This is a genomic window from Curtobacterium sp. KBS0715 (assembly GCF_005938005.2).
GTDB lineage: Bacteria > Actinomycetota > Actinomycetes > Actinomycetales > Microbacteriaceae > Curtobacterium > Curtobacterium flaccumfaciens.
Genome location: NZ_VCCA02000001.1, coordinates 2,024,336 through 2,039,687 on the forward strand (window position 1 = coordinate 2,024,336; position 15,352 = coordinate 2,039,687).

The window sequence follows — 15,352 nt, forward strand, 5'->3', positions numbered from 1 at the left end:
CGCCCGCGCGATCGACCAGCTGGCTAGCGGTCCAGCGCCCGCAGCTGCTCGGTGAACTGCTTCGCGCCGCCCTGCGCCGGGTGCCGCACGGCGATCGCCTCGATGCCGGCCAGGGCGAGCGCTCCCTGCGCCTTCCGACCGACCGCGACCACCCGGACCCGGTCCGCGCCGCCGAGGGCCTCCAGCAGCGCGAGCGCGACGGGCGCGCCCGAGCGGACCTCGGCGGGCCGAGGTGTCCGGTTCGTCAGCCGGTCCGGTGCCACGAAGGGGTGGTGCGGGAAGATCGCCCACGCGACCGGGAGCGCACCGCGCCAGCCCTCCATCGCGGCGTGCACGACGCGCGACGAGGCCTCCCACGGTGCCGTCGGCTCCGGCGGCGCCGAGAACCCGGGCCCGAGCTCGCGCATGCTCGTGAACGGCACACCCGTGTTCGTCATGCCGCGCCACCCCGGGGCCTCGGCCACGAGCAACGTGTCGGCCCCCGCCCCGGACTGCTCCAGGTACCGCGTCAGGTTCGCGCGCCGCAGCCGTCCCTCGGCCGATCCGACGTCGTAGAGCGCCTCGGCGTCCGACTCGACGGGCACGGCGTCGAGTGCCGCCCAGAACGCGGCGAACCGACCGCCCGTCCCGCTCACGATCGCCCGAGCACCCGGCGGTAGACGTCCTCGAGCCCCGCGGCCGACCGCTCCCAGCTCAGGCGCTCCGCGTGCTCCCGGCCCGCAGCGGCGAGGCCGGCGGCGTACGGCGCATCCGTCAGGATCCGCTCGATCTCGTCAGCCCACGCCTGCGGATCGCGGGATTCGAGCACGACGCCCGTCTCACCGTCGACCACGGCCTCACGCAGGCCCCCGGCAGCGGCGGCCACGACCGGCACCCCGGAAGCGGAGCCCTCGAGCGCGACGAGCCCGTACGTCTCGGAGTGGGACGGCACGAGCACGGCTGCCGCGCCACGGAACAGGAACGCCAGGTCGGCACGCGACTGCGGCCCGATGAAGGTGACGTGGTCGGCGATGCCCCGCGCGTCGGCGAGCCGACGCAGTTCGTCCACGTAGTCACCCGCCTCACTCGAGACGTCGCCCGCGATGACCAGGGTGGGGCGGGCCTCCAGGCTGATGTCGGCGATCGCCTCGATCGCCAGGTCCAGGCCCTTGAGCGGTTGCACGCGCGCCGCCGCGACCACGTAGGGGGTGGCGGCGCGGCGCGCACCGACCGCGGCGGGCCGGAAGACGGACCCGTCGACCCCCGGCGGCACGATCCAGATGCGGGCGTCGTCGCCGCCGAGCCGGGTGCGCACGGTCGACGCCTCGGCCTCGGACACCACGACGACGGCGTCCGACTCGCGAGCCAGCAGTTCCTCGCCGGCGATGCGGCCCGCGGACTCGGGGCGTTCTCCCTCGGACAGCGGCGTGGCCGGGTCGGCGGCGATGGAGTGGAACGACTGCACGTGGGGGATGCCGCGCTCGCGGGCGACGGGCAGCGCGGCGGCACCGGAGAACCAGTGGTGCGAGTGCAGGACGTCGAACGGCCCGAGCTGCTGGAGCTCGAGACGGAACGGTTCGATGAACGCGTCGTGCTCACCCTTCGGCACCGGCTCGGCCGGCCCCGCGGACAGGAACCGCAGGCAGACGCCCGGTACGAGCGACACCGAGTCCGGCTGCGTCGGAGCGGACCGGCGCGTGATGATGTCCACGTGGTGGCCCCGGTCGGCCAGCGCCTCGGCCTGGTGCCGGACGACGACGTTCATGCCGCCGACCTCGCCTGAACCGGGTTCGTCTCCGGGGGAGGTGTGCAGCGACACCAGCCCGATGTGCAGGGGTTCGATCGTCGCGCTCACCGCTCAACCCTAGCCGCGCGGCCTCCGCTGCGACGGGCGCGCGGGCGCCACCACGACGGGCCGGCGGCCCGCCTCGTCCGGCGTGTCGGTGGGGAGGGCCGGATCACCTCCCAGGATCTGCACGCGCTCGTCGCCGTGTCGCTCCCAGAACGCCGCCGTCCACGCGCACAGCGCCCCGTCGAGCAGGTCCTCGCGGTGCTTGTGCGTCGGACCGTGCAGCACCGACGGGTCTGCGAGCCGCCGCGTCAGCGGATGGGAGTCGAGCAGCAGCGGCGGGTCGAGCGGGGTCTCGCGCAGCCGCCGGACCAGCTCGTCGAAGGCCTCGGCGCGACGGGCACGTGCCTCGGCGGCGGGGATCCGGAGGTCGAGCCGCTTGTACCGGGGTCGTTCCACGTCGTAGCCGAGCTCTTCCACCCCGACCAGCGTCGTGTACGGGTAGCACTCGAACACCGCCGGACCGGTGCGTCGGCGCATCGAGTCCGTGTCGGAGACGTACCCCACGCCCAGCGCGGTCAGCCGGTCGAGCAGCGCTGAGCCGGCGCTCGCCGCCGATGCCTGGTTCGTCGGGTTCGCCGCGACCTTCCACCGGCCGTAGCGCTGCCCGACCTGCCGCTCGGACTCGCGGATGCCCGTCGGGTTCGTCACGACGAGCGAGGCGTCCACGGCGATCAGGGATCGTGGCCCCAGGTGCTCGGCGATCCAGTCCGTGACGGCGTCGACCCCGCGGGCCCACCCGGCGTCGGTGATCGTGCCGTCGTGGTCCATCGCGACCAGCCCGGTCTCGTTCGCGGCCTTGCGCTCGGAGCCGAGCCCCCACGCGAGGTCGATGCCGAGGTACGCGTTCACCCGCCCATCCTGCCGACCCTGCCCGCAAGACACCGGTGTCCGCGCGCTGAACACCGGCCTGCGCGTGTTCGACCAGGGAACACCGGTGTCCAGCGGGAGCGCGGCGGCGCACACCCGGCTGCGGGCGGGCAGCCGGCACGCGTGTACGGTCCGCTGCATGGCGAGCGAAGCGACGACGGTGCGGGTGCCGGGGCCCGACGGTGACCGTGAGGTCCGGATCAGCAGCCCCTCGCGGGTGCTCTGGCCCGAGGCGGGCATCACGAAGCTCGACCTGGCGGAGTACCTCGTGACGGTGGGCGACGCCTTCGTGCGGGCGAACGGCGACCGGCCGATCTCACTGCAGCGGTTCCCGGGCGGTGTCGACGGCGAGCAGTTCTTCTCGAAGAACCCGCCGAAGGGTGCGCCCGACTACGTCCGCTCGGTCACGGTGACCTACCCGAGTGCCCGGTCGCACCCGCAGCTCGTGATCGACGAGCCGGCCGTGGCGGTGTGGGCCGCCCAGATGAACACGGTGGTGTTCCACCCGTGGGCCTCTCGGGCCGAGGACAGCGACCACCCGGACCAGCTCCGCATCGACCTCGACCCGCAGCCCGGCACGGACTTCGGCGACGCCGTGCCGGTAGCCGAGGAGCTGCGGAAGGTCCTCGACGAGGTCGGCCTGACGACCTGGATCAAGACGAGCGGCAACCGCGGCCTGCACGTGTTCGCACCGATCCGCGCCGAGCACGAGTTCCTCGACGTGCGGCACGCGGTGATCGCCGCGGCGCGCGAACTCGAACGACGGATGCCCGACCGGGTCACGACGGCGTGGTGGAAGGAGGAGCGGGGGAAGCGGATCTTCGTCGACTTCAACCAGGCGAACCGCGACCGCACGATGGCCGGTGCCTACAGCCCCCGGGCCCTGGCACACGCCTCGGTGTCGACGCCGATCACGTGGGAGGAACTGCGGACCGCCGACCCGACTACCTTCACGATCCGGACGGTGCCGGAGCGGCTCCGGACCACCGGCGACCCGTGGGAGTCGATGGGGGAGCAACCGGGCAGCATCGCACCGCTGCTCGAGTGGTGGGAGCGGGACCTGGCGAACGGTGAGGGTGAGCTGCCCTTCCCGCCGGACTTCCCGAAGATGCCCGGGGAGCCGCCGCGCGTGCAGCCCTCACGGGCGAAGAAGCCGAGCTGAGGCCGAGCAGCCGAGCGGCCGACCAGCCGGACCCAGCCGAGTCGAACCGAGCCTCAGGCTGCGGAGGGGACGTCCCGCTGACGGTCCGGATCCTCGACGCGCGTGGTGTGCGTCGGCAGTCCGATGCTGGCGGTGTGCAGGCGGGTGAGCCGCGACCAGGTGCCGCGGTGCACGTCGGTGATGCCGTCGACGATCACGAGCCGAGTCCGACCGTGACGAGAGCGAGCGCCGTGGCGGTCACGCCGGCGATGGCGCTGATGACCGCGCTGAGCTGCAGGACGCGCTGGCGCCGTGCCTCTCGGACTTCTGTGAAGGGGCTCCGCCGAGGGTGGCGGACAAGCGTGCTGGTGCTCATGTCGATCCGCTCCGATCCGGGCATCCGGACTGGACGCCTCGTGCTGCTGAGATCATCCTGGCACGGCTTCGCTAGTTCGACTAACTACTTTTCCCCGAACGTGACAGAACAGCGACAAATGGACACCGCAGTGCGTTCCGCGTCAGGACAGCACGTCGCTCAGGTCGTACGCACTCGGCACCTCGAGCTGCTCGAACCCGCACGACGTCGCGTCACGGTCGGGCCGCCACCGCTCGAACTGCACGGTGTGCCGGAACCGGTCGCCCTCCATCTGGTCGTACCGGACCTCGAGCACCAGTTCCGGCGCCAGCCGGACGAACGACGTGTCGCGCCCCGACGAGAACCGCGACCGTTCCCCGTCACCGGTGACGGGCCTCCCGTCCGCATCGCGGAGCACGACGGGCTCGAGCTCGCCGATCAACGCGGCCCGGCGCTTGTCGGAGAAGGCGGAGACGCCGCCGACCTGGCGGAGCTCGCCGTCCGCGTCGTACAGGCCGACCAGCAGCGACCCGACTCCGGAGCCGCTCTTGTGCACGCGGTAGCCGATGGCGACGACGTCGGCGGTGCGGTGGTGCTTGATCTTGAGCATCGAGCGCTTGTTCGGTTCGTACGGCCGCGCGCGGGGCTTCGCGACGACGCCGTCGAGCCCGGCGCCCTCGAAGGTGGTGAGCCACTCGCGCGCCTGCTCGACGTCGAGCGTGGTGCGCGTGACGAAGAGCGGGTCGGCCATCCCGTCGCCGAGCTGTTCCAGGCGCTCACGACGCTCGTCGAAGGGTAGGTCGAGGAGCTCCTGCCCGTCGACGGCCAGCAGGTCGAAGGCCACGAACTGCGCCGGGGTCTCGACGCTGAGCTTGGCGATCCGCGAGGCCGCCGGGTGGATGCGCTGCGACAACGCCTCCCAGTCGAGGCGCTCGGCACCGGGCTCGCCGGAGCGCAGGATCACCTCGCCGTCCAGGACGACCGGGTGGTCGCGCCCGCCGAACTGGGCGCGGAACGCCTCGACGAGCTCGGGGAAGTACCGGGTGAGCGGCTTGGCGCCGCGGCTGCCGATCTCGACGTCGTCGCCGTCGATGGTCACGATGCCGCGGAAGCCGTCCCACTTGGGTTCGTACCGCAGCCCGCCCTTCGTGCTGTCCGGGTCGGGGACGGTGGCGACGGCCTTGGCGAGCATCGGTGCGATCTCCATGGGTCCTGTCTACTCGCGCGCGTCGGCGGGGCTGTCTGACTGGAGGCCCGCGCCACGCCCCGCGCGTGCGCTCGGTGAGCAGAAACGGTCGGGTTGGCGGCCCGTATCCGACCGTGTCTGCTCACCATGCGCGGGCAGCATGTTCAGCCTCGGCAGTCCGGCTCCATCTCCACCTGCGTGGAGGTGTCGGCCGTGTACGAGCGACCGTCGGCCTGGTAATCGATGAAGATGGGTCCCGTCGTACCTGAAGTTCCCTTGTCACGTGAGAGGTGGATGGCGAGGTCGAAGTGCTTCCCTGCCGGAACGGACCGGCCGATCGCAGACTTCGGATCGCCCCATTCCTCCGTCAACGGCCACGACACGGATCCCGTCCTGCTGTACGGGGAAACCGGAACCAACAGGACTTCGTGCGTCGTCACGCCCGTCTGCTCCGGCGTCCTGATGCCGGTGACCACGATGGACGGACCGTTCTCCCTGTCGATGGGGATGCCGATCGAACCATCGAGACGGGCGCTCTGGCACCAGACAGTGCCGCTGTCGGTGAACCGGAGCGGCCCGTTCGTCGAAGGTGTGCACGAGGTGATGCCGAGCACGAGGGCCACCGCGAGAGCAGGAGCTCCAGCGCGTTTCACTTGGTCACCGCCCGGACGGGCGTGCCTCCCCAGTAGCCGTTTGTTCCGCAGATGCGCTTGTTCGACGATGAGTTGTTCGTGTAGGACATCGAAGCCGACGACGACCAACCGGTCTTCGCCGTCAGGTTCACCCCGAGCGGACCGCTGAAGTTGACCGCGTTGCTCCACGTGTTCGACGTCGTCGTCTTTCGCGTGACCGTGTCTCGTCGGCTCAAGGGAGTGCAGTACTTCGCCGACGGAGCGGGAGCTTTCTTGACGTAGGAGCCCCCCGCGTAGCCGTTCGCCTTCACGACGTGGTTGTACACGTTGTTCTTCGAGCTTCCGAGCGGTCGGCACCACTGGGCGTACTGCCCGTATGTGAAGTAGGTCGAGTACGCGGTGCCGCCCGTGCGAGATCCGAAGCTCACGCCGGCGGTCGACGACCGACTCGTGGCGCCTGCCCTCGACCAGGTTCCGCCTCGGCCGCTGGCTGAGTAGGCCACTCCGAGGCTGGATGAAGCCCCGGCTTTGTACGTGAACCTCCCGGTCGTCGATCCGGCCATCGCGTAGGTCGCCCCGACCAGCACACGACGGGTACCCAGGTTCTTGGTCTTCGTCTCCCCGCACACCTGCGTCATCGGCGCTGCGCCCGAACCCTGGACCGTCGAAGCCGTTTCTTCTTCGATCACGCCGGCTTCCATCGGGGATTCGACGGTGGTGGTTCCGGTGATCTGCAGCGGTTCGACGGTCGCAGCTGCCCGAGCATGTGACGTCTCCCGGTCGAAGTCCGGGTCGGCCAGGACCACTCGACCGTCGGCGTGGACGATCTTGCGGCTGATCGAGAACGGGGCCAGTGCAGTCCCGTCGACGGCGCGGACCTCGAAGTCGACGACGGCGGACTCGTCCGCCAACGCTTCGACCGTCGCGATGTCCTCGATGGTCAACTCGAAGGCCCCACTCGCTCCGACGCGGGAGGTCGCGACGCGAACGGACTCGACGGTCCGGCCCACCGCGGAGTCGGCACGATCGCGAGCAGTTGCGAACAGTGCGACCGGCGCGCCCCTCGAGAACGGTGATCCGTCTGCCCGTGTCGCTGTTCCACCGATGGTCGGCCCGTGGGAAGCGTTCGCTGCTGCAAACGGCGAGATCGTCATCGATGTCGCCGCGAGACCGACGCTCGCGATCAGGACTGTGAACTTGCGCATGGATTCCTCTCGTCGTGATCCTCAGCGATCACGATCCAAAGATACTGGAATGACAACGTCAGAACGAAACATTTCAACGTGCTGCTCTTGTCGCCGAAACGGCCCGCGTCGGTAGGGTGGCCGGCGTGACGACCGTGCCCCCGCCGGCAGCGCCGGCCCCGGAACCGATCAGCCCCGTGCAGGCCGCCGCGCTCCGCGACGGCGTCCTGCCACCCGTCGAGCAGGTCCGGCCGGGCATCTGGACCCTCGCGGTGCCGTTCCGGTTCGGGGTGCCCGATGCGACCCTCGTGTACGTCGTCGAGGGGTCGGACGGCTCGCTCGCGGTGATCGACCCCGGGTGGTCGGCCGACGGCGGACTCGCCGAGCTGCGGGACGGGCTCGCCGTGATCGGACGCACCCTGGACGACGTGTCGCTCGTGGCCGTCACACACCTGCACGCCGACCACCTGGGTGCCGCGGCGGCCCTCCGCCGGGCGACGGGTGCCCGCGTGGCGATGCACGGCCTCGAGGTCCGTGCGCTCGAACGGGAACGCGCCGACGCCGAGCGGAACGACGCGGACATCGCGACGTGGGGGCTGCCCGAACACCTGCGGGCCGGGGTCGTCGAGGCGTGGGGCAGCGGACGCCGGATCGGGATGGGCCGGATCGAGGCGCCGTACGCGGACGTGCTGCTCGAGGACGGCGACCTGCTGCCGATCCCCGGTCGGACGATCCGGACGCTCTGGACCCCGGGACACACGACCGGGCACGTGTGCTTCCTCGACGAGGCCGACGGGCTGCTGTTCTCCGGCGACCACGTGCTACCGCGGATCAACTCCGGCATCGGGCTCGGCGGCCGGACCGGCACGAACCCGCTCGGGGACTACTTGGCTTCGCTCGCGCGGCTCGACCCGTACGCCGAGCTCGAGGTCTGTCCGGGGCACGAGTACCGGTTCCGTGACGTCGTCACCCGTGCCGAGACCCTGGCCCGGCACCGGGAGGAGCGCTCACGCCACGTCGCCGCGGCCCTCGATGCGCTGGACCGTCCGACGCTGTTCGAGGTCGCGGCCCGGGTGCCCTTCAGCGGCGGGATCGAGTCGATGACCGGGTTCCTGCTCGCGAGCGCGCTGACGCAGACGGCCTTCCACGCGGAGCTGCTCGGGCGGGCAGGCGAGATCCGGCCCGCCTGACCTCAGGCGTCCGCGGCGGCGCGGCTCAGCCGAGCGTGGTCGCGAGGCGCTCGATCGTCGTCTTCGCGTCGGCGAACTCCGCGGCGGCGTGGTCGGCCAGCGGTGCGAGGTCCGGCAGCCGGTCGGCCAGGGTCGCGCTGACGGTGATCGGGTACAGCTTCATGCCGAGCGCGGTGCCGAGCACGATGTGCAGGACGGGGGAGCCGTGGTCCCAGCCCTCGGTCGGGGTGCCGGCGTCGTAGGTCGCGCCGCGGCTCACCACGGTGACGACGGGTCGTCCGGCCAGGGGCTGCACGCCACCGGTCAGGATGCCGGGCACGTGGATGCGGTCGATCCAGGCCTTCAGGGTCGACGGCACGGTGTAGTTGTACAGCGGCGCACCCACCACGACGACGTCGGCCGCCAGGAGCTCGTCGATGACCTCCTGGCGCAGGGCCTCGGCCTCGGGCGCGACGGTCTCCTCGGCGGTGCGGTCGGCGGCGGCCCAGTGCAGCGCCGAGCTCTCCAGGTGGGGGAGCTGGTCGACGTGCAGGTCCCGCCGGACGACCGTGTACTCCGGGCCACGGGCGCGCCAGGCGTCGGCGAAGGCCGCGGTCAGTGCGCGCGAGCGGGAGTGGGACAGGTCGGCCGAGGAGTCGATGTGCAGCAGCGTGGGCATGTCGCCAACGCTACCGGCGCGGACTCGGCCGGGCGCGGATGCGGGAACGGCCCCGCCTGTTCCGGTGGAGGAACAGGCGGGGCCGTCACGGGCCTCCCGTCCGACGCGCGGGCACGCGACGGACGGGAGACGACTCAGGGTGTCAGCGCTGGGCGCGACGACGACGCGCGAAGCGGGCGCCGATGAGGCCGGCACCGGCGACGAGCAGGCCCAGGGCCCACGGCAGTGCGTCGGTGGTGTCCGAGCCGGTGTAGGCGAGGGTCCCACCGGTGTTGACCGGCGCTCCCGGCGCGGCGACCGGGACAGGAGCGACGGCGGGGGCCACCGTGGGCCGGACGTCCACGGCGAACGACGTGCTGAACGCGCCGGAGGCGACGGTCAGGTTGTGGATCGACGCGTGCGGGAACGTGACGTCGACCAGGCCGAGGTCACCGAGGTCGGGGTCGGGGGCGATCACGTCGCTGGCGACGTCCGAGGTCACGACGGGCATCTCCGGGGTCTCGTCGTCGAAGCCACCGATGGGGTTGCCGAACCGGTCGACGGCGCCACCCTGGATGACGAGCGTGCCGCCCTGCTTGACGGTCGGGCGACCGCCGACGGTGAAGTCCTCCTCACCGAGCGTGTAGACACTGCCGTCGGGCTCGATGATCCAGCTGGTCCGCTCGGTGTCGTCGTCGTCGCTCTCGTCGAACAGTCCGGCGCGGTCGGTCGTGTAGACCATGACGCCGACCGGGGCAGCGGCCTCGACGGTCATCGAGACGTACTGCGTGACCGACTCGGTGCCGCTGGTCGCGGTGACGGCGAACTCCGAGTCCATCGCGAGGGTGGCGGTACCGCTGAGTTCACCGGTGGACGCGTCGAAGGAGAGCTCGTAGGGGAGCTGTTCCTCGGGGTCCGACTCCCCGGGGTACTCGTCGGCGAAGTCGGCGTCGTCCTGGCTGAACCAGGAGAGGCTGTAGGTCGGCTCCGGGAAGCCCTGCGCACGGAAGGTGTGCGAGAAGGAGTCGCCGGCGGTGCTGGTCAGCACGAGGGGGCTCTTCCGGCTGGCGCCGGCCGTGGTCGGTTCGCCGTCCGCACCGAGGAACGCCGGGCTCTGCGTCACGGGCACGGTGGCCGCGGACGTGACGGTGTTCGCCTCGGTCGCGCCGGGCAGCGTGCCCGTCACGGCGACCGTGATGGTCTTGCGCACGTCGGTCGGGTCGACGACGTAGCTCGCGGCCTTCGACAGGACGTTGCCGTCCTGGTCGGTCCAGGAGTACTTGTAGCCGGCCTCGTCGTCGAAACCGGTGACGACGGCGACGAGTCGGGTGCCGACCTTGGCCGAGCCCGCGATGGTGACGGTGGCGTCGGCGGCCTTCGCGGTGACGTCGGGCTTCGGGGTCGCGGTCGGCTTCGGCGCCTCGGTGGCGGTCGGCGCGGTGGTCTCCGGCGCGGCGGGCTCGTCGGTGGCTTCGGGGGCGGGTGCCGCCGGGGTCTCCTCGTCACCAGGGACCGGAACCGGGGTCTCGGGCGTCTCGGCGGACGGGTCCGTCGGCGTGGGCGTCTCGATGCCGTCGGCCGGGGTCGGCGTCTCGACGGCCGAGATCGGCTGCGGCGTGACGATCGTCTCGGCGTTGGCGGCCGTCGCGGTCATGATGCCGAGGCCGGTGGTCAGGCCGACGAGTGCCACGGTGGTGCCGACGGCGCAGGCGCGACGGACGGTGGAGGTGCTGCGGTGCACGGGTTCCCCCCAGGGGTCGGTCCGGGCGCAGTGCCCGGATCATGTGAATTTGCCGAGAATGTCGGCGTTCTCGGATCGTAGCGGGATGACGTTGCCGATCCGGGCTCATTGATCGGAATGTGACCCGGGTTGGGGGTGCGTGCGGAAAACCGCCTGACCGCCGCAGGCGCGGCTCGCCTGCGTGCGTGCGGAAGGACGGACGGGAGGCCCGGTGCCAGCTGGCACCGGGCCTCCCGTGCGCTCGTCGGTCGCGTCTCAGGCGCGACGGCGGCGCAGGCGGAGCACCAGCAGCCCGCCGCCGGCGGCGAGCAGCCCCAGGGCCCACGCCAACGGCGTGGTCTCGTCGGCGCCGGTGTAGGCGAGTGTGCCGCCGGTGCCGCCGGTGCCGCTCGTCGTGGTCGCGACCGCGGCCGTGGCGACGGGACGGACGGCGACGACGAACGTGGTCGAGGCGCCACCCTGGGTGATGGTGAGACGGTGGTCCGAGGCGTGCGGGAACGTCACCTTCGAGGCGTCGCCCCGGGGATCGGTGACGACCCGGTCCGACGCCACCGAGCTCGTCACCGTCGCGCCGAACCCGGTGCTCACGGAAGCCGGCGCGGTCGCGTTGCCGAACCGGTCGACGGCGAGGCCGGACACCACCAGTGAGCCGCCCTGCTGGACGGGGATCGACGCGACGGTGCCGAGGGGCTCGCCCCCGCCGGAGAACGCGCTGATGACGCCACCGGGCGCGACCGACCAGCCCGTTGCGCCGGGTGTGCCGGTGTCGACGATCGCGCGGACCCCGATGGGTGCGGCCGGCAGGACGGTCAGGCGCACGTACTCCGTGGCGGTCGCGGTGCCACGGAGGGCGACGACCTCGAAGTCGTACGTGCCAGCGGTGGTCACGGTGCTGGTGAGCACCCCGGTCTCGACGTTGACGGTCAGGTCGGACGAGGGTGCGTCCTGGATCGCGTACGCCAGCGACCCCGTCCCGCCCGTGGTGCGGAACGTGTGCGTGAACGTCGCGCCGGCGGTGGCGGTGAGGGCGAGCGGCTTCGCCTTCGTCGACGGCTCGGTGAAGACGACCGGCGACGGTGAGACGGTCAGGCGGACGTACTCGGTCACCTGTGTCGAGCCGCTGAGCGCCACGACCTCGAAGTCGAACGTGCCGGCGGTCGTCGGCGTGCCGCTCAGCACGCCGGTCTCGACGTTCACCGTGTAGTGCGCCGACGGGGCGTCCTGGATGGCGTACCCGACGGTGCCGTTGCCGCCCGTGGTGGTGAACGTGTGGCTGAACGGCGTGCCGACCGTCGCGGTGAGGGCGATCGGGGCGGCCTGGGTCGACGGCTCGGTGAACGCGAGGTCGCTGCCGTCACCCGGTGCTGCCGCCGGGCTGGCGCTGTCCGTGGCCTTCGCGGCGGGGCCGGCGCCGGGCGTCGGGCTGACGCTCGGTGTCTTGGCGGCCGTGGAGGTCGCCGTGGTGCTCGTCGGTGTCGTCGTCCCCGTCGGCATCGCCGCCGTCGCGGGCGCGCCGACGCCGATGACCGAGCCGATGGCGGTCGCCGCGACGACGATGCCGATCGTCGCCGCGCGGCGGACGGGCGGCTTGGTGGACTGGTGCATGGTTCCCCCTCGGGAGTCTGGTGGTGAGCACGCGGTGCCCGCGCGCTCCTCGGTGCTGACGTTACGGTTCGCGGACCCGTTCCGACCCCTACCGGAGATTACGGTTTCATCTCGGTACTACCGGCTCTCATCTGGGGTTTTTCACAGAATCGCGCAAAGACGGACCGGAGGCGCGGGACGGTCCTGCCCCGCGCCTCCGGTCCGTCAGGCGGTCGCTGTGACGTGCCTCAGCCGAGTCGGCGACGCAGGCGCCAGACGAGCAGGCCGGCGCCCGATGCCAGGAGGCCGAGGGCCCACCCGAGCGGGCCGGACTCGTCGGCACCGGTGTACGCGAGGGTGCCCGACTCGGTCGGCGTGTGGGCGGTCGTGACCGTGGTCGTCGCCGTCGGCTGCACCTCGAAGCGGACGGTGCTCGACACGTCTCCGGACGCGACGGTGATCGTGTGCGGCGACGCGTGCTCGAAGGTCACCCACGTGGCCACAGCCTCGGGGTCGTACTCGATGCGGTCACTGGCCACGTCGCTCGTGAAGGTGAGGTCGGTGTGGTCACCGACCGGCTGCCCGTCGGCGTCCACGGCCAGGGCGCGGATCTGCACCCGGTCACCCTGTCGGGCCGGGATCGCGTCGACCTGCTGCGGGTCGCCGTCCGCCGGGTAGTAGGTGATCACGTCGCCCTCGACGCCCCACCGGTCGCCGGACGTCCCGTCCGCGGGGAGCACGCCGATGGTGATGCCGGCGACGGCAGCGGGGGCCTCGGAGACGCGGACCGTGAACGAGGTCGAGACGCCGCCCTCGGACACCGTCAGTGTGCGGGTGCCCGGCTCCGAGAACGTCACCGTGTTCGCCGACCAGTTCGGGTCCCAGACCACGCCGTCGGACGCGGTGGTGCTCGTGACGGTCGAGCGCGGGTACTCGTCGCCCGGGGTGGTGCGGTTGCCCAGCGCGTCGACGGCCAGACCCGCGAGGGTCATCGAGGAGCCGACCGTGGCGGGGACCTCCGACACCACGGTGTCACCGGTGCCACCCGGCGCGTACTCCCGGATCGTCCCGTCGGCGTCGACCTGCCAGCTGACGTCGGAGTCCGAGCTGTCGACGCTGAACGTGACGCCCACCGGGGCGCCGGGCTCGATGTCGACCTGGACGTACTGCACGGCGGTCTGGTGCAGGTCGGTCGCGGTGACCTGGAACAGTGCGGGGCCGTCGAACGTGCTCTTCGGGGTGGCGCTCAGGACACCGGTCTGCTCGTTCCAGGACCAGCCGTTGATGTCGTTGGTCGGGTCGAAGTTCAGCGGGTTGAACAGGTACTCCAGTGGGCCGTCGCCGCCCTGGGCGGTGAAGGTGTGCGAGAACGGCTGGCCGGCGGTCGCGGTGAGGACGATCGGCGCGTCCTTGCTCGACGGCTCCGCCCAGGTGACGGGCGTCGATGCCTCGGGGGCGGGCTGGTCTGCGGCGGCGGGGGTCGTCGTCGCGGTGCCCGCGGCGGGCGGTGTGGTCGCGGCCGGGGTGGTGTCCGGCGTCGCCGTCTCGTCGGTCGGTGCCGGTGCCGGTGCCGGTGCAGGCGCCGGTGCCGGGTCGGCGGTCTCGCCGTCCGGTGCGGCCTGCGCCGTGTCGGGAGCGGTGTCGGTGCCGGTGTCGGTGTCGGCCGCCGTGGTGTCGGTCGCGGCGTTCGCGGTGGTCGCGTCCTGCGGAGCCGACGTCGCGGTGGTGCTCGGTGCAGCGGTCTCGTCGGTCGCTGCGGAGGCGGCGCTCGCCCCGATGCCGAACGCCGACGAAGCGGTGACGATCGCGATCGCCGCTCCGATCGCCGCGCTGCGGCGGAAAGTGTACTTGCAGGACTGGTTCACGGGATCCCCCTCGGATGCCTGGGTGGGACGCCGGATCAGCGTCCTCTACTCAGGGAATGTCGCCCGCTGACCAGTCCTGACGATCGCTCGATCACGGAATGATCACGATGGCGACGGAGGTCCGCAGCCGTCGTGCCGGACCCGAGCCGCGCCTCCAGACCGCCGTGTCACGCTCCGACGACGGACGCGGCACGTTCGAGCGCGGCGCGGAGTGCGCGCACGGCTGGCGACGACGCGCCAGCGGCGCGGACCACCGTGAAGATCGTCCGACGCGGGCGCTCGGGCAGCTCGAGCAGCCGGCAGGTCGTCGTCCGACCGGTCCACATCAGGTCGGGCATCAGGCTGACGGCGTTGCCCGACTCGACCAGGCGGATCTGCGTCTGCAGGTCGGCGGTCTCGTACCGGACGTCGGGCTCGAAACCCCAGCGCCGGCAGACCTGCTCGGCGAAGTGCCGCGACGCGGTCCCGCGGGGCTCCATCACCCAGGGCATGGTGCGGGCGTCCTCGAGCGACGACACCGGGCGCAGCGCCGTGTCGCGCGGGGGCAGGGCGAGCCGGACCGCGTCCGTCGTCAGGTCGGACCGGTCGAGCCCGGGCAGGTGCGGAGCGGCATGGGCCGGGTACTGCTCGGCGATGACCATGTCGAAGTCGCGAGCCCACGTCTCGTTCAGCGCGGTCTCCGGTTCGCGCTGCACCATCTCGACCCGGACGTCAGGGTGTTCCGTGGCCATCTCGTGCAGGGCGCTCGGCATCAGGGCCAGGGCCGCCGACTGGAACACGGCGACCCGCACGCGACCCTGCACCGACGACAGGGTCTCCTCAACCTGGGACTGCGCGTGCTCGAGGACGTCGAGCACCTGGCCCGCCGCGGCAACCAGCACCTCGGCCTGCGGGGTGAGCTGGAGCCGCCGCCCGGCCTTGCGGAGGAGCTGCACGCCGGCCTCCCGCTCCAGTGCACTCAGCTGCTGCGAGACCGCCGACGGGGTGAAGTTCACCGCCTCGGCGACGGCCGCGATCGTGCCGCGGATGGACAGCTCACGGAGGAGCACGAGACGGCGGACGTCGAGCATGGTCCGACGCTAGCCGGGTCACGACCGGAACGGTAGCGCAACTGAACGGTATCCATCAGGAACGCTCAC

The 15,352-nt window shown here is 72.0% G+C and carries 14 protein-coding genes and 1 pseudogene; 2 read left to right on the forward strand and 13 right to left on the reverse strand.

Going from position 1 to position 15,352, the window contains the following annotated elements; all coding sequences use genetic code 11:
* Positions 1-23: 23 nt before the first annotated feature.
* Genes FFG40_RS09710 through FFG40_RS09720 form a run of 3 tightly spaced genes read right to left on the reverse strand, consistent with a single transcriptional unit; the run spans position 24 to position 2,680 of the window.
* The gene (locus FFG40_RS09710) at positions 24-635 is read right to left on the reverse strand and encodes a uracil-DNA glycosylase (RefSeq protein ID WP_138803041.1); all 612 of its coding nucleotides are present in this window, start codon (positions 633-635) and stop codon (positions 24-26) included.
* Positions 632-1,834, reverse strand: coding sequence for a glycosyltransferase (locus FFG40_RS09715; protein WP_138803042.1), 1,203 nt, complete (start codon positions 1,832-1,834; stop codon positions 632-634). Before FFG40_RS09715 ends, FFG40_RS09710 begins: the two co-directional genes overlap by 4 nt.
* A gap of 9 nt (positions 1,835-1,843) precedes the next feature.
* Positions 1,844-2,680 (reverse strand): DUF429 domain-containing protein, encoded by an 837-nt coding sequence (locus FFG40_RS09720; protein WP_221935166.1) that lies wholly within the window; start codon positions 2,678-2,680, stop codon positions 1,844-1,846.
* Positions 2,681-2,837: 157 nt separating this feature from the next.
* Here FFG40_RS09720 and ligD point away from each other — a divergent pair.
* Positions 2,838-3,686: pseudogene (ligD, locus tag FFG40_RS09725) on the forward strand (non-homologous end-joining DNA ligase); the annotation flags it as partial.
* Between the two features lie 227 nt (positions 3,687-3,913).
* Here the strand turns inward: ligD and FFG40_RS17120 are convergent.
* The 5 genes from FFG40_RS17120 to FFG40_RS09740 form a co-directional block, all read right to left on the reverse strand.
* Positions 3,914-4,057, reverse strand: coding sequence for a hypothetical protein (locus tag FFG40_RS17120; protein ID WP_181440222.1), 144 nt, complete (start codon positions 4,055-4,057; stop codon positions 3,914-3,916).
* The gene (locus tag FFG40_RS17125) at positions 4,054-4,215 is read right to left on the reverse strand and encodes a hypothetical protein (protein WP_163343780.1); all 162 of its coding nucleotides are present in this window, start codon (positions 4,213-4,215) and stop codon (positions 4,054-4,056) included. Before FFG40_RS17125 ends, FFG40_RS17120 begins: the two co-directional genes overlap by 4 nt.
* Before the next feature lie 142 nt (positions 4,216-4,357).
* Positions 4,358-5,401, reverse strand: coding sequence for an ATP-dependent DNA ligase (locus tag FFG40_RS09730; protein WP_138803045.1), 1,044 nt, complete (start codon positions 5,399-5,401; stop codon positions 4,358-4,360).
* 143 nt (positions 5,402-5,544) lie between these two features.
* Entirely contained in the window at positions 5,545-5,994 is a 450-nt protein-coding gene (locus FFG40_RS09735) for a hypothetical protein (protein ID WP_138803046.1), read from the reverse strand.
* A gap of 35 nt (positions 5,995-6,029) precedes the next feature.
* Positions 6,030-6,956, reverse strand: coding sequence for a hypothetical protein (locus tag FFG40_RS09740; RefSeq protein ID WP_143882748.1), 927 nt, complete (start codon positions 6,954-6,956; stop codon positions 6,030-6,032).
* A gap of 386 nt (positions 6,957-7,342) precedes the next feature.
* Between FFG40_RS09740 and FFG40_RS09745 the strand changes: the two genes are divergently transcribed.
* Positions 7,343-8,386, forward strand: a complete 1,044-nt coding sequence (locus FFG40_RS09745; RefSeq protein ID WP_185974152.1) for an MBL fold metallo-hydrolase — start codon at positions 7,343-7,345, stop codon at positions 8,384-8,386.
* A gap of 25 nt (positions 8,387-8,411) precedes the next feature.
* On the opposite strand, the gene FFG40_RS09750 is transcribed toward FFG40_RS09745, so the two are convergent.
* From FFG40_RS09750 to FFG40_RS09770, 5 genes are all read right to left on the reverse strand, one after another.
* Positions 8,412-9,044, reverse strand: coding sequence for an FMN-dependent NADH-azoreductase (locus FFG40_RS09750; protein ID WP_111047389.1), 633 nt, complete (start codon positions 9,042-9,044; stop codon positions 8,412-8,414).
* 142 nt (positions 9,045-9,186) lie between these two features.
* Positions 9,187-10,764: a putative Ig domain-containing protein gene (locus FFG40_RS09755; protein WP_138803049.1), complete on the reverse strand. Its 1,578-nt coding sequence runs from the start codon at positions 10,762-10,764 to the stop codon at positions 9,187-9,189.
* A gap of 255 nt (positions 10,765-11,019) precedes the next feature.
* Positions 11,020-12,369 (reverse strand): hypothetical protein, encoded by a 1,350-nt coding sequence (locus tag FFG40_RS09760; RefSeq protein WP_138803050.1) that lies wholly within the window; start codon positions 12,367-12,369, stop codon positions 11,020-11,022.
* A 227-nt stretch (positions 12,370-12,596) separates the two neighbouring features.
* Positions 12,597-14,213 carry a hypothetical protein gene (locus FFG40_RS09765; protein WP_138803051.1) on the reverse strand — a complete coding sequence of 539 codons (1,617 nt, stop codon included), beginning with the start codon at positions 14,211-14,213 and terminating at the stop codon, positions 12,597-12,599.
* A 167-nt stretch (positions 14,214-14,380) separates the two neighbouring features.
* Complete coding sequence (locus FFG40_RS09770; protein WP_111123921.1) at positions 14,381-15,283, reverse strand: LysR substrate-binding domain-containing protein; 903 nt, start codon at positions 15,281-15,283, stop codon at positions 14,381-14,383.
* Positions 15,284-15,352 lie beyond the last annotated feature (69 nt).